The 18,808-nt window shown below is 69.9% G+C and carries 16 protein-coding genes; 13 read left to right on the plus strand and 3 right to left on the minus strand.

Going from position 1 to position 18,808, the window contains the following annotated elements:
• The first annotated feature begins 93 nt into the window (after positions 1 to 93).
• The 7 genes from ACFHWE_RS00465 (at position 94) to ACFHWE_RS00495 (ending at position 9,016) form a co-directional block, all read left to right on the plus strand.
• Positions 94 to 1,278, plus strand: coding sequence for an acyl-CoA dehydrogenase family protein (locus ACFHWE_RS00465; protein ID WP_416598515.1), 1,185 nt, complete (start codon positions 94 to 96; stop codon positions 1,276 to 1,278).
• Positions 1,279 to 1,426: 148 nt separating this feature from the next.
• Positions 1,427 to 1,789: a YciI family protein gene (locus ACFHWE_RS00470; protein WP_416598516.1), complete on the plus strand. Its 363-nt coding sequence runs from the start codon at positions 1,427 to 1,429 to the stop codon at positions 1,787 to 1,789.
• Positions 1,786 to 3,027 carry an RNA polymerase sigma factor gene (locus tag ACFHWE_RS00475; protein ID WP_416598517.1) on the plus strand — a complete coding sequence of 414 codons (1,242 nt, stop codon included), beginning with the start codon at positions 1,786 to 1,788 and terminating at the stop codon, positions 3,025 to 3,027. Before ACFHWE_RS00470 ends, ACFHWE_RS00475 begins: the two co-directional genes overlap by 4 nt.
• A 154-nt stretch (positions 3,028 to 3,181) precedes the next feature.
• Positions 3,182 to 4,765, plus strand: a complete 1,584-nt coding sequence (locus ACFHWE_RS00480; protein WP_416598518.1) for a GMC family oxidoreductase — start codon at positions 3,182 to 3,184, stop codon at positions 4,763 to 4,765.
• A 201-nt stretch (positions 4,766 to 4,966) separates the two neighbouring features.
• Positions 4,967 to 6,352 (plus strand): aspartate aminotransferase family protein, encoded by a 1,386-nt coding sequence (locus tag ACFHWE_RS00485; protein ID WP_416598519.1) that lies wholly within the window; start codon positions 4,967 to 4,969, stop codon positions 6,350 to 6,352.
• A 280-nt stretch (positions 6,353 to 6,632) separates the two neighbouring features.
• A complete protein-coding gene (locus ACFHWE_RS00490) occupies positions 6,633 to 8,255 on the plus strand; it encodes an MFS transporter (protein WP_416598520.1) in 1,623 nt (540 codons plus the stop codon).
• An 89-nt stretch (positions 8,256 to 8,344) separates the two neighbouring features.
• A complete protein-coding gene (locus ACFHWE_RS00495; protein ID WP_416598521.1) occupies positions 8,345 to 9,016 on the plus strand; it encodes a DUF899 domain-containing protein in 672 nt (223 codons plus the stop codon).
• A gap of 55 nt (positions 9,017 to 9,071) precedes the next feature.
• Here the strand turns inward: ACFHWE_RS00495 and ACFHWE_RS00500 are convergent, their stop codons facing one another.
• Both ACFHWE_RS00500 and ACFHWE_RS00505 read right to left on the minus strand, forming a co-directional pair.
• Entirely contained in the window at positions 9,072 to 10,316 is a 1,245-nt protein-coding gene (locus ACFHWE_RS00500; RefSeq protein WP_416598522.1) for a cytochrome P450 family protein, read from the minus strand.
• A 29-nt stretch (positions 10,317 to 10,345) separates the two neighbouring features.
• Positions 10,346 to 11,089 (minus strand): DUF2306 domain-containing protein, encoded by a 744-nt coding sequence (locus ACFHWE_RS00505; RefSeq protein WP_416598523.1) that lies wholly within the window; start codon positions 11,087 to 11,089, stop codon positions 10,346 to 10,348.
• Between the two features lie 352 nt (positions 11,090 to 11,441).
• On the opposite strand from ACFHWE_RS00505, the gene ACFHWE_RS00510 reads away from it, so the two are divergent.
• Both ACFHWE_RS00510 and ACFHWE_RS00515 read left to right on the plus strand, forming a co-directional pair.
• Entirely contained in the window at positions 11,442 to 12,830 is a 1,389-nt protein-coding gene (locus tag ACFHWE_RS00510; RefSeq protein WP_416598524.1) for an FAD-dependent oxidoreductase, read from the plus strand.
• A 113-nt stretch (positions 12,831 to 12,943) separates the two neighbouring features.
• Positions 12,944 to 14,101: an epoxide hydrolase family protein gene (locus tag ACFHWE_RS00515; RefSeq protein ID WP_416598525.1), complete on the plus strand. Its 1,158-nt coding sequence runs from the start codon at positions 12,944 to 12,946 to the stop codon at positions 14,099 to 14,101.
• Positions 14,102 to 14,198: 97 nt separating this feature from the next.
• Here the strand turns inward: ACFHWE_RS00515 and ACFHWE_RS00520 are convergent, their stop codons facing one another.
• Complete coding sequence (locus tag ACFHWE_RS00520) at positions 14,199 to 14,627, minus strand: SgcJ/EcaC family oxidoreductase (protein WP_416598526.1); 429 nt, start codon at positions 14,625 to 14,627, stop codon at positions 14,199 to 14,201.
• A gap of 213 nt (positions 14,628 to 14,840) precedes the next feature.
• On the opposite strand from ACFHWE_RS00520, the gene ACFHWE_RS00525 reads away from it, so the two are divergent.
• From ACFHWE_RS00525 to ACFHWE_RS00540, 4 genes are read left to right on the plus strand one after another with little or no spacing between them, the layout of a single operon-like run.
• Positions 14,841 to 16,742, plus strand: coding sequence for an FG-GAP repeat domain-containing protein (locus tag ACFHWE_RS00525; protein WP_416598527.1), 1,902 nt, complete (start codon positions 14,841 to 14,843; stop codon positions 16,740 to 16,742).
• A complete protein-coding gene (locus ACFHWE_RS00530) occupies positions 16,739 to 17,752 on the plus strand; it encodes an enediyne biosynthesis protein UnbU (RefSeq protein WP_416598528.1) in 1,014 nt (337 codons plus the stop codon). Before ACFHWE_RS00525 ends, ACFHWE_RS00530 begins: the two co-directional genes overlap by 4 nt.
• Positions 17,749 to 18,315 carry a hypothetical protein gene (locus ACFHWE_RS00535; protein ID WP_416598529.1) on the plus strand — a complete coding sequence of 189 codons (567 nt, stop codon included), beginning with the start codon at positions 17,749 to 17,751 and terminating at the stop codon, positions 18,313 to 18,315. The genes ACFHWE_RS00530 and ACFHWE_RS00535 overlap by 4 nt, the downstream gene beginning before the upstream one ends.
• A complete protein-coding gene (locus tag ACFHWE_RS00540; protein ID WP_416598530.1) occupies positions 18,312 to 18,749 on the plus strand; it encodes a hypothetical protein in 438 nt (145 codons plus the stop codon). The genes ACFHWE_RS00535 and ACFHWE_RS00540 overlap by 4 nt, the downstream gene beginning before the upstream one ends.
• Positions 18,750 to 18,808: the final 59 nt, after the last annotated feature.

Below are 18,808 nucleotides of genomic sequence, written 5' to 3' on the forward strand. Positions count from 1 at the left end.
AGGGTCGGTGGAGTGGGAGGGCCACGCACGGGCCGGAGGTCCCGAGGGCACCTTTCCCCACCGCCCCAGGTCGTGATCGTCAAGGAGGTCTCAGTGGAAAACGTCGTCACGGCGCCGTCACGGGAGGAACTCGTGCGCGGTGCCTCAGAACTCGTCCCCTATTTCCGGGAGCGCGCGGCCTGGGCCGAGGAGCACCGGACCCTGCCCGATGAAGCGGTCGGGAAGATGACCGAAGCCGGATTCCTCAAGATGCGCGTCCCCCACCGCTACGGCGGTTACGAATGCGACATGCGCACCACCGTAGAGGTCATCGCCGAGGTGGCGCGCGGCGACGGCTCCGCTGGGTGGACGGTGTCGGTGTGGTCGATCTGCAACTGGTTGACCGGGCTCTTCCCCGACGAGGCGCAGGAGGAGGTGTTCGCCTCCGGTGACACCCGTGTGTGCGGGCTGCTGAGTCCCACCGGGACGGCGGCCGAGGCCGACGGAGGCTTCGTCGTCAACGGCAGCTGGTCCTTCAACACCGGGGCCGCGCAGAGCCAGTGGAACTCACTTGTGGCCATGGCGCCCACCCCTGACGGGGGCCAGCAGCCGATCATGGCCCTCGCGCCCGTGTCGGACCTGAAGATCGTCGACGACTGGCACACCTCCGGTCTGCGCGGGACCGGCAGTGTCACCACGGTCGCCGAGGACCTCTTCATCCCGGGGTCACGGGTTCTGCCGATGGGACCGGCCCTGCAGGAGCACTACGCCTCCCGGCTCAACGCCGACCGGCCGACCTACCGAGCCCCGCTTCTGCTGACCGCGTGCGTGACCGCCATGGGCAGTGCCCTGGGCCTGGCCATGGCGGCCAGGGACGTCTTCTTCGAGCGCCTGCCCCACCGCGGCATCACCTATACGACCTACGCGAGCCAGAGCGAAGCCCCCCTCACCCACCTCCAGGTGGCCGACGCCCAGATGCGGATCGACGAGGCGTGGTTCCACGCCCACAGCGCCGCGGACCTGCTCGACACCAAGAATGCCGCGGGCGATCAGTGGACCCTGGAGGAGCGCGCCCGGGTCCGCATGCACGCCGGCTTCGCCTGCCTGCGGGCCAAGGAGGCGGTGGACATCCTCCAGACCGCCAGTGGTGCCTCCTCGATCTACGAGACCGTGCCCATGCAGCGCATCTCCCGTGACATCGCGACCATCAACCTGCACGCCATCCTGCACCCGAACACCAACCTCGAACTCTACGGGCGGCTGCTGTGCGGCCTGGAGCCCAACACCTTCTACATCTGAGTGCGTCCGGGGGGATAAGCGGGCCGCCCCGAACGGGGGAGGACGGGTACGCGGTGCGGAGTGCACCGCACCGCGTACCCGCGCCGGCGGCGGATCCGGGACAGCGCAACGGTTCCCGTGCCATCATCTCCCTTGGGAGGCCGAGACCATGAAGTACATGCTGCTCATCTACAGCAACCCCGCCGGCTGGGAGGCGCTGACCGAACAGGAGCGCGCGGCCCTGGCGGAGGAGCACGACGCACTGACACGCGAGCTCGTCGAGTCCGGCGAGTGGCTCGCGGGCGCCCCGCTGGCCGATCCGGTGAACACCCGGACGGTGCGGGTGCGCGACGGAGCCGCGGAGGTGACGGACGGCCCTTTCGTCGAGGCCAAGGAGCACCTCGCCGGATACGACCTGGTCGACTGCGAGAGCCGGGAACGTGCCGTCGAGATCGCCTCGCGCATCCCCGGTTCCCGGCTGGTGGCCGTCGAGGTCCGCCCCCTCATGGAGGGGGCCGGGATGGAGATGTGAGGCTCCACAGGGAGTTGGAGGACCTGCTGAGGGACCTGGCACCCCAGGTCCTCGCGGCGTGTGTGCGCCACCACGGGCACTTCGATGTCTGCGAGGACGCGGTGCAGGAGTCACTGCTGGCCGCCGTGCGGCAGTGGCCCCGCGACGGTGTGCCCGACGACCCCCGTGCGTGGCTGGTCCGGGTCGCCTCGCGGCGTACGACCGACCACCTCCGCAGTGAGTGGGCGCGCAGGCGCCGGGAGGTCGGCGTCGCGGCACGGCGGCCGGTCGACGAATGGATCGCTCCCTCCGCGGACGCCGTGCCTGAGGCACGCCACGACGACACCCTGGTCCTGCTGTTCCTGTGCTGCCACCCGGCGCTGTCGCGCTCCTCCCAGATCGCGCTGACGCTGCGAGCCGTCGGTGGGCTGACCACGGCGCAGATCGCCCACGCCTTCCTCGTGCCCGAACCCACCATGGCCCAGCGGATCAGCCGTGCCAAGCGGAGCATCCGCGCTGCCGGGGCGGAGTTCCGGATGCCGCAGGGGCCGGAGTCGATCAACCGGTTGGACGCGGTGCTGCACGTGCTGTACCTGATCTTCAACGAGGGGTACACCGCCTCTTCCGGAGCCAGGCTCCAGCGTGCCGAACTCACCGGTGAGGCCATCCGCCTGACCCGTGTCCTCTCCCGGATGTTGCCGGAGGACGGCGAGGTCGCGGGGCTGCTGGCGCTCATGCTCCTCAACGAGGCGCGGCGTCCGGCGCGCACCACGCGGGACGGTGCTCTGGTGCCGTTGGCCGAACAGGACCGGGGACGGTGGGACCGGGAGGCGATCGCCGAGGGGGTGCGGCTGGTCAGTGCCGCGCTCGCTGGCAGCAGTCCGGGCCCCTATCAGCTCCAGGCCGCGATCGCCGCGGTGCACGCCGAGGCCCGGCGGCCGGAGGACACCGACTGGCCGCAGATCCTCGCCCTCTACGGGGTGTTGGAGCGCTTCTCCGACAGTCCCATGGTCGCGCTCAACCACGCGGTCGCCGCTTCGATGGTGCGGGGCCCCCGAGCCGGGCTGGAGCGGCTCCGCACCCTCGACGCCGATCCCAGGCTGGCCGGCCACCACAGGCTCGCCGCGGCCCGAGCCCACCTGCTGGAGATGGACGGGGACCGTACGGGTGCCCGTGAGCAGTACCGCCTCGCCGCGCGCCGGACCACCAGTATCCCCGAACGGGACTACCTCCGGGCCCGCGCCGAGCGGCTGGCCTGACCGGCGCCCGTTTCCGGTCCTCTCCGCCCGTCGGATCGCGCACACCGGAAGAGGACCCCCCATGGGCGGGCCCGTGATCCTGTTACCGCGTGTTCCCCGGCGAGCCGTGACGCGGTGACCGGCCCAGGAAGCCCCCAGGGACAGGAGGACTCCCATGTACGACTTCGTGATCGTCGGCGCCGGTTCGGCCGGCTGTGTCCTGGCGGCACGGTTGAGTGAGGACCCCGACGCCCGTGTCTGTCTGATCGAGGCCGGACCGGCGGATGACTCCGAGGACATCCGTGTTCCGGCCACCGCCGCCAGACTCTTCCGTACCAAGGTCGACTGGGACTACGACACCCACGAGGAGCCCTACTGCGGCGGGCGCAGGATCTACTTGCCGCGCGGGCGTGTCCTGGGCGGCAGTAGTTCGATCAACGGCATGGTCTACACGCGTGGTGCCCGGGCCGACTACGACGGCTGGGGGCAGCCGGGCTGGAGCTTCGCGGAGATGCTGCCCTACTTCACGCGTTCGGAGGACAACGAGCGTGGTCCGTGCGAACACCACGGGGTGGGCGGGCCGCTCTCGGTCGCGGACGGGCGCTCCCGGAACCCCATGTCGGAGGCGTTCGTTCGGGCGGCGTGTGAAGCCGGATTCGGTCTGAACCCGGACTTCAACGGCCCCTCCCAGGAGGGGTTCGGCCGTTACCAGGTCACCCAGCGCGACGGTTCCCGGTGCAGCAGCTCCGTGGCGTTCCTGAGGGAGGCGGAGCGGCGCCCCAACCTCACGGTCCTGACCGAAGCCCGGGTACACCGGATCGTGGTGGAGGCGGGGCGCGCGGTCGGGGTGGTCGGCAGACGGCCGGGTGAGGACTTCGAGATCGGGGTCGAGCGGGAAGTCGTCCTTTCGGCAGGGGCCTATAACTCGCCCCAGTTGCTCATGCTGTCGGGTATCGGTCCGGCCGAGCGGCTCGGCCGGCTGGGCATTCCGGTCGTAGCCGACCATCCACTGGTCGGCGCGAACCTCCAGGACCATCCGCAGACCTGGCTGGTGTTCGGTCACTCACAGCCGGTGAGCCTGCTGGAGGCGGGGGCGGAGCACAACGTCGGCCTGTACCTGCGCGAACGCACCGGGATGCTGACGTCCAACGGCCCCGAGTCCGGAGGGTTCGTGCGGACGGCCCGGGCCGCTTCCGCCGACCCCGACCTCCAGTTCAGCTGCCTGCCGGTCGCCTTCACGGAGGGCGGGCTCGGCACCCCGAGCGGCCACGGTATCTCCTTCGGAGCGTGTGTCCTGGCCCCTCGAAGCCGGGGCGAGGTCACGCTGGCCTCCAGCGACCCCACCGCCAAACCGGTGATCACGCACCGGTACTACGAAGACGCGGCCGACCTGGAGACCGCGGTCGAGGGGGTGCGCACCGCCCTGGAGATCGCCCGGCAGCCCGCGTTGGCCCCCTACACCGAGACGGCGCTGGCGGCGCCCGTGTCGGACTCGGACACCGACCTGCGCGACTACGTCCGCCGACACACCCAGACGCTCTACCACGCGGCGGGAACCTGTGCCATGGGCAAGGTGACCGACGCCGAGTTGCGGGTCATGGGGGTCGACGGCCTGCGGGTGGCCGACGCATCCGTGATGCCCCGCCTGGTGCGCGGCAACACGAACGCACCGACGATCGCGATCGCTGAGAAGGCTTCCGATCTGATTCTCGGCGGCTCTCTTCCTTCTCGGGAGAAGATTTCTGATCAGGTGCGATGAGTGGTCAGCAATCCGTGAGAAGAGCCTGGAGTGCGAAAATGGATACGATTATTTTTGCGAATTCAGGCATTATGTGCGCTGATCCGACCAGGAATCCGACCAGGAAAAAGAATAACCCGTCCGGTGTCGGATAATTCTTTTCCAGTTCCCTTTTCGCTTGGATGCGTGTCAAGACCCACCCTCATGATGGGAGCAGTGCTCGTGACGATCTCCCCAACGAAACCAACACAGCCGATACCCGCCCGTGAACTGGAGGAACTGGACCGGCGTCACCTGATCCACCCCCTCCTGCCGGGCGGCGCCAGTGAACGCTGCGTCGTCGTGCGCGCCGAGGGCTGCACCGTGTGGGACGCGGACGGCAACCGACTCCTGGACGCAGCGGGGGGCGGCAACTGGCTCTCGCACGTAGGCCACGGGCGGCAGGAGATCGCCCGTGCCATGGCCGACCAAGCCTCCGCACTGGGATACTTCACCAGTTTCGCCGAGTTCTCCAACGACAAATCCGTGCGTCTTGCCCAGCGTCTGGTCGAGCTGGCCCCCGAGCCCTTCGACCGGGTGTTCTTCACCTGCGGGGGATCCGAGGGCGTGGACACGGCCGTCAAGGCGGCCCGCACCTACCACCACCGCAGGGGGGAACCGGACCGCACCTGGATCATCGGCCGGAACATGGGCTACCACGGTTCCAGCTACGGCAGCGGGACCATCACCGGCTTCGACCTGATGCACGAGGCCATCGGCCCCAACCTCCCGCACGTGGAGAAGGTCTCGCCCCCCTTCCCCTTCCACCCCGAGATGTACGGCGGAGAGGACGTCACCGACTTCCTGGTGGCCGAGCTGGAGCGGACCATCGATCGGCTCGGGGCGGGCAACGTGGCGGCCATGATCGGTGAGCCGGTCATGGCCGGCGGTGGTGTAGTCGCTCCTCCGCCGGACTACTGGCCCAGGGTGCGCGAGGTCCTCCGCCGCCACGGCATCCTGCTCATCGCCGACGAGGTGGTCACCGCCTTCGGTCGGACGGGCGCGTGGTTCGACTCGGCGGAGCGGGGCATGGACCCCGATCTCATCGTCACGGCGAAGGGGCTCACCAGTGGTTACGCCCCCCTCGGGGCGGTCCTCATCAGTCGGGAGATCGGTGAGGTGCTCAACAGCGGTGAGGGCTTCGTGCACGGCTTCACCTACTTCGGACACCCCGTCTCCTGCGCCGCCGCCCTGGCCAACCTCGACCTGATCGAGGGGGAGAAGCTGCTGGACAGGTCACGGCTGATCGCCGACTGGTTCCGGAAGGGGCTAGCCCCCGCCGAAGGGCTGGCGGCCGTGGGACAGGTCCGCGTCGAGGGCGCGATGGTGGGGATCGAACTCGTCGCGGACCGCGCGACGCGTGCTCCTCTCCCGATCGAGGCCGCGGCGGGCGCGGTCGCTGAGATCCACCGCAAGCACGGCGTGGTTACCAGATTCTACGGTCCGGTCATCGTCATGGCGCCGCCGTTGGTCATCGAGGAGGACGAGGTCGCGCGAGCCTCACGTGCGGTGGTCGAGGTGCTGTCCCGGCTGGGGAACGACGGCGTCCTCTCCCCGTCCGCGACGTGACCCGACCATACCGCCTGTGAGCCCCGGGCCCGGAGCCCTCACAGGCACCCGGGACACCTCACACCCCGGACTGGCACGGTCTACGGCCCCGGTGGCGACCCAAGCGCCCACCGGGGCCGTAGGCGTGTCCGCCTGGAGTGGGAGAAAAAGTCCGCGATCCGGCCGCACGGGATGTCGAGATTCCCGCGCGGGCTCCGACGTGTTCCACGAAGGAGGCCCTTCGGGAGCACGAGCCGTACCCGGCTCTGCCGGGCCTAGCGACGAATCGAGGAGAGGACCCATGTACGAGGAAACGGCTCCGCGCACCGCCGTCGGCGCCGGGCGCAGGGAATGGACCGGACTGGCGGTGCTGGCGCTTCCCACCCTGCTGCTGTCGGTGGACGTCAGCGTGCTCTACCTGGCGCTGCCGCACCTGAGCAGGGACCTGGGTCCGAGCGCCACGGAGCAGCTCTGGATCATGGACATCTACGGCTTCATGATCGCGGGGTTCCTGATCACGATGGGCACCCTGGGCGACCGCGTCGGGCGGCGCCGACTGCTGCTGACGGGGGCGGCGCTCTTCGGCCTGGCCTCGGTGCTGGCCGCCTACTCCGTCAGTGCGGAGATGCTCATCGCCGCGCGGGCGGCACTGGGGATCGCGGGTGCCACCCTGATGCCCTCGACGCTCGCTCTGATCAGCCACATGTTCACCGACCCCCGCCAGCGAGGCCTCGCCATCGGAGTGTGGATGAGTTGCTTCATGGGCGGTCTGGCCATCGGCCCCGTGATCGGTGGGGCGATGCTGGCCTACTTCTGGTGGGGGTCGGTGTTCCTGCTGGGTGTGCCGGTGATGCTCCTGCTGCTGGTCACCGGACCGTTCCTACTGCCCGAGTCCCGTGCCGACGACGCCGGGCGGCTGGACCCGGCCAGCGTCGTTCTGTCCCTGGCCACCATCCTTCCGGCGGTCTACGGCTTGAAGGAGTTCGCGGCCAACGGGGTCGAGGCCCCGCTGATCCCCGGCGCCGCCATCGCGGTCGGTGTGCTCTTCGGTGTGCTGTTCGTGCGTCGGCAGCGGCGGCTGGCGAACCCGCTCGTGGACCTGCGCCTGTTCTCCAGCCGCGCCTTCAGCGCCGCCCTGGCCGTTCTCCTGCTCGGCTCGGCCGCATACGGCGCGATCATGCTCTTCGTCAGCCAGTACCTCCAGCTCGTCGAGGGGCTCTCACCCTTCCGCGCCGGCCTGTGGCTGATGGTCCCCGCCCTGGTGATGGTGCTCGCCTCGATCACCGCGCCGATCATCTCGCAGCGGGTGCGCCCGGGAACCGTCATCGCCGTGGGGCTCCTGGTCTCGACCGCCGGGTTCCTGCTTCTGAGCCAGGTCGGCCCAGTTTCGGCCCTGGCGTTCACAGTGGTCGGTTTCACCTTGGTCAGCATGGGTGTGGGGCCCTTCGGTGCCTTGGGGACCGACATGGTCGTCGGCTCGGCCCCGGCCGACAAGGCGGGCTCGGCCGCGTCGATGTCGGAGACCGGCAACGAGCTGGGAATCGCTTTGGGAGTGGCACTGCTGGGCAGTGCGGGTACCGCTGTCTACCGCTACCAGATGGCGGACGTGCAGGCCGCCGACGCGCCGGCGTCGGCCCTGGAGTCCGCCCGCGAGAGCCTCGCGGGCGCCGTGGAGGCGGTGGCCGACCTGCCGGCCTCGGTCGTGGCGGATCTGGCTGACCCCGCGCGTGCCGCGTTCGCGGACGGAATGAACACGATCGCGCTGCTGAGCGCCGCCCTCTTCGTGGTCCTGGCGGTGGCGGGCTGGGCCGCCCTGCGCCACGTCCCACCCATCGGTGAGGACGGGCCCGCGGACGGCGGCGCCGAGCCCGCCCCGGAGGGCGGCGACCATGCCGTGGAACGGCCCCGCCCCGCCGTGGACTGAGCCGGGCGCCCGCACCACCCCCACCCCCATTCGACCCGTAGGAACACCGGAGCGCCGTAGCGGCGGCACGACGAACAGGAGGATTGAGGATGGAGCTCCCGGAGATCGTCACCCGAGAAGAGTGGCTCGCAGCCCGAAAGGAGCTTTTGGTCAAGGAGAAGGAGGTCACACGCGCACGGGATGAGGTCAGCGCCCGTCGCCGGGCGCTGCCCATGGTGCGTGTCGAGAAGGAGTACGTGTTCGAGGGGCCCGAGGGAAGGGTCGGACTGGTCGACCTCTTCGAGGGCCGCGGTCAGCTCATCGTGCAGCACGCCATGTTCGAGCCCGAGTGGGACGCGGCGTGCACGAGCTGCACCTCCGATATGGACGACCTGGGGCACCTGCCCCATCTGCACGCCAACGACGTCACGCTCGCCGTGGTGTCCCGCGCGCCGTTCAGCAAGATCCAGGCGTACAAGGAGCGCAAGGGCTGGGACTTCCCGTACTACTCCTCGGCCGGAAGCGACTTCAACTACGACTACCACGTGACGCTGGATGAGTCGGTCGCACCGGTGCAGATCAACTACCGGAGCAAGGAGGAGCACGAGGCCGCCGTCGGCCCCTGGGACATCTGGGGACGTGAGCTGCCCGGGGTGAGTGTGTTCCTGCGCGTTGGCGGGGAGGTGTTCCACACCTACTCCGCCTACTCGCGAGGGCTGGACGCGCTGCCGTTCGTGTTCAACTACCTCGACCTGACCCCGCTGGGGCGCCAGGGGATGTAGACGGCGCCCGGGGCCGTCCGGTCACGCCGGACGGCCCCGGGCGGTGCGGGGCCGGTCAGCCGCCACCGGTGGAGACAGTGGTGGTGAGACACACCGGCAGTTCGTCGTTGCCGTTCATGATGAACGTACTCTGGGGGCGCAGCTCGTTCGGGGAGACCGCCAGGGAGAGGTCGGGGAAGCGGTCGAACAGCGCGGAGAGAGCGATCTGGGCCTCCAGCCGCGCCAGCGGGGTTCCGATGCACCGGTAGACGCCGTATCCGAAGGCCAGGTGCTCCTTGTCCGCACGCAGCGCGTCGAACCGGTCGGCGTCCTCGCCGTGCAGGACCGGGTCGCGCCCAGCGGACGCGAAGCCGATGAGGACGGGTTCTCCGCGCGGGATGGTCACCCCGCCGATCTCGACGTCCTCCACGGGGAAGCGGAAGGGCAGATGGGCGACGGGCGCCTCCGTACGCAGGGTCTCCTCCAACACCTCGTTCCAGTCCACGCGCCCTTCCTTGAGGTGCGCGAGCTGTTCGGGGTCGGTCAGCAGGGCACGCGTCGCGTTGCAGATGAGGTTTTGCACCGGTTCGGTGCCCACACCCAGCATCAGGTTGAGGGTGCCCACGATCTCGGAGTCGGTGAGCCGCCCGTGCCCCGCCTCCTGGGCCTCGATCAGGCCGCTGGTGAGGTCGTCACCCGGCGACCGCCGCTTGGCCTCTACGAAGGCCTGGATGTCCCGCTGCCACTGCTCGACGTTGGCCGCGGCCTCCTCCGGGCTGAGCGTGGTGTCGACGTCGAGTTCCAGACCGCGGAGTATCGCGGGACGGGCCTCCTCGGGCACCCCGAACAGGTCGCAGATGACCTGTGCGGGCAGCGGGTGCGCGAAACGTGCCTTGAGGTCGACGGACTCGCCGGGCGGGGTCTTCTCCAGTTCGTCGAGGAGCTGTCCGGCCACCTCCTCCACGCGCGGTCGCATCGCCTCGACCATGCGCGGGGTGAACGCCTGGGCGACCAGTCTGCGCAGGCGGCTGTGGTCGCTGCCGTGCGCGGTGGTCATGTTGTCCATCTCCACCCAGCTGATCAGCGGGAAGTCGGGGCCGAGCTCGTCGGCGGCGTAGGCCGGCCAGTGTTTGCGCGGGTCCTTGGAGAACCGCCGGTCGCTCAGCGCCTCGCGGACACTCTCGTAACCGGTGATCGACCAGGCCGCGACGCCTCCGGGCAGCTCCACACGCGTGACGGGCCCCTGTGCGCGGATACGGCCGAGTTCGCCGTGGATGTCCTCACCGGTGGGGTCGATAACGACGGGGCAGCGGTCTTCCATCAATTCCTCCTGTAGCCGACGGGGATCTCTCATCTGCGAACCGTGTCCGCTACGCCCGCCAACGGGCGCCCGGCGGTCCGCTCCAGCCACCACTGCGCGATGAAAAGGTTGAGCATCCAGCCGAACCAGCGGGCCGCCTCGAAGAGGTAGTCGATGTCGAGGCTGGGAGAGATCATCTGGCCGGCCATGACGATGGCCAGACCCCAGAAGTTGAGGCCGGTCACGATGGCGAAGCTGTAGATCATCCACCTGCGGTGCTCGGTGAAGCGGCGCTGGCGCGCCCGCACGTGGCCGATCGCGGTGGTGAGCAGCCACAGGACCGCCGCGACGCCGACACCGATGGTGCCCGCGGTCGGATGGAACGGGACCAGGACCAGGCTGGACAGCCCTGAGGGCACGACACCGCCGAAGACGTAGACGCGCCCGCCCCACCGGTGCACCACGGGGTGGTTCCGGCGCAGCCATGGCCAGACCTGGAGGAACATGGACAGCTGGGCCACGATTCCGAACGCCACGTGCACGATGACCATCGGGTAGTGGAGTGAGAAGCCCTCGTTCAGGACGACCCCCGACTGGTCTGGGTCGAGGGTCAGGTACGGCGGCACCATGATGGCCAGGAACGCCGTCATCACGATCCCCAGCGAGACCATCCAGATCCACTGGCCCAGCGCCCCTCGCTGTGTGCGTGCCCCCGGTGCCCTGCGTTCCCGCTTCCCGGGGGCGGGACCGCGGGGGTCGGTCCCTTGGTGCGCCGTGTCCATGTTCTGCGTCATGGTCGGCCCTTTCTGTTCGGTGCGCTGAACGGGGAGGGCACGGCCTGGGCGCGCACGACCCGGCCTGGCGGGCCGGACCCTGGCCGGACACGGGCCTCAGTATCTCCGGCCCCCTTCGTGGCGAACGTCTTCTGGATTGCGCTGCGGAGGGGCCCGTCTTCCGGCCCGAGCCTGCGCAATCCACGAGACGCTGTGCCCGCGAACGACTCCTGAGAATGCAGTGGTGAAGACCGGCCGGACCAGAACTCGGTGGCGGCGGCTGACCCCTGTGGACCTTCGGGGCCGGGATCTCCCGCCGGGCGACGGAGCCACGGGCCGTGCCTGGTCCCAGGAACCCAGGGAAGGGAATGCGATGGGTGAGAACGCCGGCACCCGTGCGGTCGTGCTTGGGGGGAGCATCGCCGGACTGTTCGCGGCACGCGTGCTCTCGGAGGCCTACGACACGGTACTGATCGTGGACCGTGACACACTGACCGGGGTCGAGGGGCCCCGGCGCAGCAGACCGCAGGGACGCCACATCAACGCGATGCACGTCCAGGGGCGGGTCGTGATGGAACAGCTCTTCCCGGGCATCACCGAGGAGCTGGTCCGCGACGGCTGCCCCCGGGGGGACTACGCGGGCGACTGCCGCTGGTACTTCCGGGGCAGACCGCTCAAGCGCGAGGACATCGGCTACCCGGCCATCCCGGCGACCGCGCCGCTGATGGAACGCCACATCCGCGACCGGGCCCTGGCGCTGTCCAACGTCTCCTCCCTGGAGGGGTACGACATCGTCGACCTGCGCTCCACCGACGACCACAGCCGAGTCACCGGGGTGCGTGTACAGCCGACCGGAGGCGGCCCCCTCGAAGAGGTCGACGCCGACCTGGTGGTGGACGCGACCGGCCGCGGATCGCGGACCCCGGTGTGGCTGGAGCGGATGGGATACCCGCGTGTCACCGAGGAGCGCAAGAAGATCGGCCTGGGATACGTGACCCAGCACTACCGGCTCAACTCCGACCCCTACGACGGTGACCTGGCCATCATCCCGGTGGCCTCACCCGACCTGCCGCGCGGCGCGATCTTCACCAAGACCGACAACGGGCGCACGGAGCTGACCGCCTACGGTCTGCTGGGCGACCATCCGCCCACCGACCAGGAGGGCTTCTTCGAGTTCGTCAGGACGCTGCCGGTCCCCGACATCCACGAGGCCATCGTCCGGGCCGAGCCTCTGGATGAACCGGTGGCATTCCGCTTCCCCACCACCCTGCGGCGCCGCTACGAGCGGATGACGCGCTTTCCGGACGGCCTCCTGGTGACCGGCGACGCGGTGAGCTGCTTCAACCCGGTCTATGCGCAGGGGATGACGGTCGCGGCACTCTCGGCCCTGACACTGCGCGAACACCTGCACACCGGCGCCGCGCCCCAGCCCCTGCAGTACTTCCGCGACCTCGCCCACGACGTCATCGACCCGCCGTGGGAGATGACCAACACGGTGGATCTGAGCTTCCCGGGGGTCACCGGCCAGAGAACCCTCAAGGTCCGTATCGCGCAGATCTACCTCACCCTGGTCCAGATCGCCGCCACCCGTGACGAGAAGGTCACCACGGCCTACATGAGGGCGGCGGGGATGGTGGACCGTCCCGGAGCGCTCATGCGACCAGCGATGGCCCTGCGGGTTCTGCGCGGAGCCCTGCGCGGTCCCGCCAGGGGGGCCGCCGAATCCGAGCACAGCGAGCGCCCGGTCGCGGGGCAGCGGTGAACCCACCCGGCCCGATTCCTACGCGTGTCCCGGACCACGGGCGGGCGGCTCCGAGAGGAACCGTTCGCCCGTGCTCTGGGGCGCGGGCCACGAGGAGTGCGAGGTAACTCCGTATGCGTCCTTTCCGTATCGACGTCCCGCAGTCCGACCTCGATGACCTGCGCGCCAGAATCTCCGCGACCCGTTGGCCGCAGGAGTCGCCCGACCCGGGCTGGGCTCGCGGTGTACCCCTGGACTACTTGAGGGGGTTGGCCGACTACTGGCTCCGTGACTACGACTGGCGGGCGGCCGAGAGGAGGCTCAACGGCTTTCCCCAGTTCATGACTGAGATCGACGGGGTGGACGTGCACTTCCTGCACGTTCGCTCCCCGGTCGAGTCGGCGATGCCCCTCGTCCTGACCCACGGCTGGCCCGGTTCGGTGGCCGAGTTCCTGGAGGTGGTCGGCCCGCTGAGCGACCCGGCCGCCCACGGGGGGGATCCTGCCGACGCCTTCCACGTGGTGGTGCCCTCCCTGCCCGGCTACGGCTTCTCCGGGCCGGTCCGGGAGATCGGCTGGGACGTGCCGCGCGTTGCCCGTGCCTGGGCCGAGCTGATGCGGCGCCTGGGCTACGACCGTTATGTGGCCCAGGGCGGGGACTGGGGCTCGGTGGTCTCCCTCTGTGTCGGGGAGGCCGACCCCGAGCACACGGTCGGCGTGCACGTCAACATGCTCGTCACCTTTCCGCCTGCGGACACCAGTGCGGTGAGTGGTCTGGACGCGGCCGACCTGGCCCGGCTGGACTTCGCAGCGGGGTTCGAGCAGGACGGGATGGGGTGGCAGCGGATCCAGTCCACGCGCCCGCAGACCCTGGCCTACGCTCTGACCGACTCCCCGGTCGGGCAGCTCGCGTGGATCGTGGAGAAGTTCAAGGAGTGGACGGACTCGGACACCGCGCCCGAAGACGCCGTGGACCGGGACCACATGCTCACCAACGCCACGATCTACTGGCTGACCGCCACGGCGGGCTCCAGCGCCCAGCTCTACTACGAGTCCACCCACGGCAGTGAAGCGTTCGTGAGGACCTGGGGCGGCCCCTGGAAGCTCTCCGCACCCCTGGGGGTCGCGGTCTTCCCCGCGGACGCCGCGCTGCCAGTCCGCCGTTTCGCGGAGCGCACCCTGCCCACGATCAGCCGGTGGACGGAGTTCGACAGCGGCGGCCACTTCGCGGCAATGGAGTGTCCCGAGGCGCTGGTGTCCGACATACGGGCCTTCGTGCGTCCGCTCCGTTGAGTCCGGAGCGCCGGTCCGCTTCCACCGCCCGGCGCTCTGCTCAGACCTCGGCCCAGGCCGCCCGAAGCGGCCTGGGCCGAATGCGTAAGGGCCCTGCTCAGTCGGCCTTCTGAGGGCTGTTCTGGTAGGCGGCGAGCCGCCACCCCACCTCGGTCCGCACGGCCACCCAGGTGGCCCTGATGGCGCGCTCGTTGGAGACTTCGTCCTCACCGGGGGCCAGAACGCCTCCCTGGGTCACCAGGACGGCGGCGTCGGCTCCCAGCGCCCTGGCGCTGACCGGGGTCCCGGTGACCCGGGTGCCCTTGAAGGGGCCGGCGAAGGCGTTGGCCATGAATTCCCGGACCTCTTCCCGGCCACGGCAGAGCACCCCGGGCAGGATCATGGTGCATTCCTCGGCGAATACCTCGGAGAACGCCTTCGGGTCCTGGCCGGCCCAGGCGGCGACGATCTGCCCCGGGAGGCCCGCCACGTGTGCCGAGTCCTCCGCTGAGAGCCCAGGAATGGTGGCAGCGTCTGTACTGGTCATGTCTTCTCCCACTGAGTAATCGACAGATGTTCTCCTTCAATCGTGAACGTTGGGGGAGTTCTGCGGCGTCCTCTCGATTGCTGGGCCCGGAGGAATTTTTTAATTCTCATTTCCGGGTCTCGCAAGAATGGATATGGAGCTGTGCGGAGGCGAACGGGAACCTGAAAAGCGTTCCTGTCCTCACCCGATCTCCCGCACTGGAGGAGCCCCCTGATGCGGCTCATATACCGCATGGCGACCGTGGCGCTGGCCGTGGCACTCATCGGCGCCCTCGGCGTCCTGACCGTCCGGCCGGTCGCGAGTGAGCAGACGCTCACGGACCGTGCCGCACCCTTCGCCTTCGAAGTACTCGCCCTCAACTCCGAACCCGACGACGCCCGCTCCGAGCGGGACGTGGCACCCGCCCTGCACCACTTCCGGGGATGGATCTCCGCGGTGGGTGCGGGCGGCGCCCTGACGGACCTGCGGAACCTGGGCACGTCCTCGGACGTGTGCCTGGTCGACCCGCGCGACGACAGCGTCACCCTGCGCAACGCCCCCGGCAGCGGACAGGACGACTACCCCGTGGTCGAACTGCTGCCCGAGGGCCTGCCCTACGACCACACCATGGCCCCGATGGGCTGCGTCCCCGCCGACATGGACGAGGACGGCGACCAGGACCTCATCGTCTACTACTGGGGCCGCTCACCCGTCCTGTTCCTGAACACGGCCGACCCCGGGGCGGCCCCCGAGGCCGACGGCTTCACCGCCCACGAGCTCGTCGAGCCGATGCAGGTGTGGAACACCACCGCGCTCAACGTCGCCGACATGGACGGCGACGGCGGCCTCGACGTCCTGGTCGGCAACTACTTCCCCGACGGCGCCCGCGTCCTGGACCCCGAGGCCGACGACGAGACGCGCATGGAGATGCAGCAGAGCATGGGACTGGCCACCAACGCCGGCCGCAACCGCATCCTGCGCACCGAGCCCACCGGCGAGGCCGACGCCCCGCCCACCGTCACCGACGCCTCGATCGGCCTCCCCGAGCGGGCGATGAACGCCTGGACCCTGGCGATCGGCTTCCAAGACCTGTCCGGCAACGGCCTGCCCGACCTCTACCTGGGCAACGACTTCGGCAACGACAACCTCCTCGTCAACACCTCCACCCCCGGGAACGTGCGGCTGGAGCTGGTCGAGGGCGAGCGCGACCTGACCACCCCTAAGTCCCAGATCCTGGGCAACGGGTCGTTCAAGGGCATGGGGATCGCCTTCACCTACGTGGACGGCCAGGACCTGCCCACGATGGTCGTCAGCAACATCACCAGCCCCTACGCGCTCCACGAGAGCAACTTCGCCTTCGTGCCCGACGGCGAGGGCGCCGACCTGCTGGAGGGCTCGGTGCCCTTCGACGAGACCAGCGAGGAGCTAGGCCTGGCCCGCAGCGGCTGGTCCTGGGACGTCAAGGCCGGCGACTTCGACAACGACGGCACCGAGGAGCTGTTCCAGGCCACCGGCTTCCTCCAGGGGGAGAACACGCGCTGGCCCGAGCTCCAGGAGATCGCCATGGGCAACGACCAGCTGCTCAAGTACCCCTGGGTCTGGCCCTCCTTCGCCGAGGGTGACGACCTGTCCGGGCACGAGCACAACCCCTTCTGGGTTCTGGGCGAGGACGGACGCTACGACGACCTGTCCGGACCGCTCGGCATCGCCGAGCACGACGTCTCCCGCGCCTACTCCTTCGGGGACGTCAACGGCGACGGGCTCCTGGACGCGGTGGTCGCCAACCAGTGGGAGGACTCGCGCCTGTTGCTGAACACCGCGCCCGGCGCCGAGTCCGGCGTGGTGCTGCGCCTCGTGCGCCCGGGGGCGGCCGACGGCGCGCCCACCCCGGCGATCGGCGCGTCGGTCGTGGTGGCCGACGAGGGACACCCCCCGCAGATCCGCCAGCTCTACCCGGCCAACGGCCACGTGGGGGCCTCCGACTCCATCGTCCACCTGGCCGCCCCCGAGGGTGACCTGCCGATGACCCTGACCTGGCGGGACGGCCGCGGCGACACCCACAGCGCCGAGCTGGCGGTCGAGCCGGGGACCCACACGATCATGCTGAACGACGACGGAACGGCGGTTGTCCGATGACTGTCACCAGAGACGGCGGGCCCGCCACGGGTGCCGCCGGGGAGCCGACCGCGGCGCCCACCACGTCCGATCCCGCGCCGAAGCCGCCGGTGGACCGGCGCCTGAAGGCGCTGCGCATGTTCGCCACCTCCATCACCGTGTTCACCATCGTGGGGCACGTGTTCCTGGGGTTCGAGCAGTCGCCCGTCACCCCCATCGTCGCCGTCCTGTTCGCCTACGCCTTGGACCTCGGCCTGGAGACCCTGGACGCGCGGGCCGCCTGCCGGACCCCCGGGTACAGGGGCGGTGTCGGCGCCATGGTCGACTACCTCCTGCCCACCCACATCGCCGGGCTGGCCTGCGCGATGCTGCTGTGGGGGAACACGTCCCTGTGGCCCTATCTGTTCGCCGTGTCCATCGCTGTGAGCAGCAAGTACCTCTTCCGGATTCCCGTCAACGGACGCTGGCGGCATTTCCTCAACCCGTCCAACCTGGGCATCGCGGTCACGCTGCTGGTCTTCCCGTGGGTGGGCATCGCGCCGCCCTACCACTTCACCAACGACACCTGGGGGACCGTGGACTGGCTGATCCCGCTCGGGATCCTCATGGCCGGGACCATGCTCAACGCCAACCTCACCAAGCGGTGGCCGCTGATCCTGGGCTGGGTGGGCGGCTTCGTCCTCCAGGCCCTCCTGCGGTGGCTGTTCCTCGACCACATGCTGGTGGCGGCACTGGCGCCGCTGACCGGGGTGGCCTTCATCCTGTTCACCAACTACATGATCACCGACCCGGGGACGACCCCCGGCCGCCCCCGCAACCAGATGGTCTTCGGCCTGACCACCGCGCTCGTGTACGGCGTCCTGGTCAGCCTCCACGTGGTCTTCGGGCTCTTCTTCGCCCTCGTCATCACCTGCCTGCTGCGCGGAGCGGTCCTGGTCGCCGCGCCCTGGTTCGACCGCCGGACCGGGGCCGCCGAACCGTCGGCGCCCGAGCCCGCAGCGGCGGCCCGGGACGGGGGAGCGTCCTCATGACCGTCTCCGACGTACGCACCGGTCCCCTCCGCAGGGCCGTCGCCCCCCTGAACGCCCGCTGGCACCGGATCTCCCTGCGCGTGTTCATGGTCATCGTCCTCGCCCACTGGGCGGAGCACATCGTCCAGGCCGTCCAGATCTACGTCCTGGCCTGGCCCATCCCCGAGGCCCGCGGGCTTCTGGGCGTGCCCTTCCCGTGGCTGGTCACCTCGGAGTGGCTGCACTACGGCTACGCCCTGATCATGCTGACCGGTCTCATCCTCCTCCTGCCCGGCTTCGGCGGCAGGTCCCGCTTCTGGTGGCAGATGTCGCTGCTCATCCAGGTCTGGCACCACTTCGAGCACCTGCTCCTGCTCGTCCAGACCTTCAGCGGGGCCTACATCGGCGGCGCGGCGGCCCCCACGAGCCTGGTCCAGCTGGTCATCCCCAGGGTCGAACTCCACCTGCTGTACAACACGCTGGTCTTCATCCCGATGGTCGTGGCAATGGTCCGGCACACGTGGCCCACCGAGCGGGAACTGGAGGAGATGGACTGCGACTGCGCGGTCGAGGAGCGCGCGTGAAGGCCCGCGCGCGCCGGGGCGGCGCCTTCACGGTCGTCTTCCTCCTCGTCGCCGGGATGCTGGTCTACATGGGCGCCTCCAACATGGACCGCAGTATCCGGGCGGCCCGTGCCGAGGGGGAACCGGGCACGTTCACCGCCTCCCACGTCGACTGCGTCCAGCACCCGGGGCACGAGTCGTGCACCTGCTACGGCACCTACGTCCCCGACGACGGCGGGCCCGAGCGCGGCGACATCTACCTCTACGGGCGCGACCGGGAGACCTGCCTGATCGGCGAGCCCGACGAGGCCGTGGATATCGGAGCGGCCAGCCGCGTCTACGGCCCGGAGGGGTCGAACGAGTGGATGATGACGGCGGCCGTGATCATGGCCGGCGTCGCCATGGGCGGCTGGGCGGTCCGGGGGTGGTGGACCGGCGGCGAAAAGCGCGGGTGAGGGGGTGCCGCCGCGCCGTCGACGACGCGGCGGCACCCTCCTGACGCCCTAGGATGGCG

The organism is Nocardiopsis sp. LOL_012, from assembly GCF_048060475.1.
GTDB lineage: Bacteria > Actinomycetota > Actinomycetes > Streptosporangiales > Streptosporangiaceae > Nocardiopsis.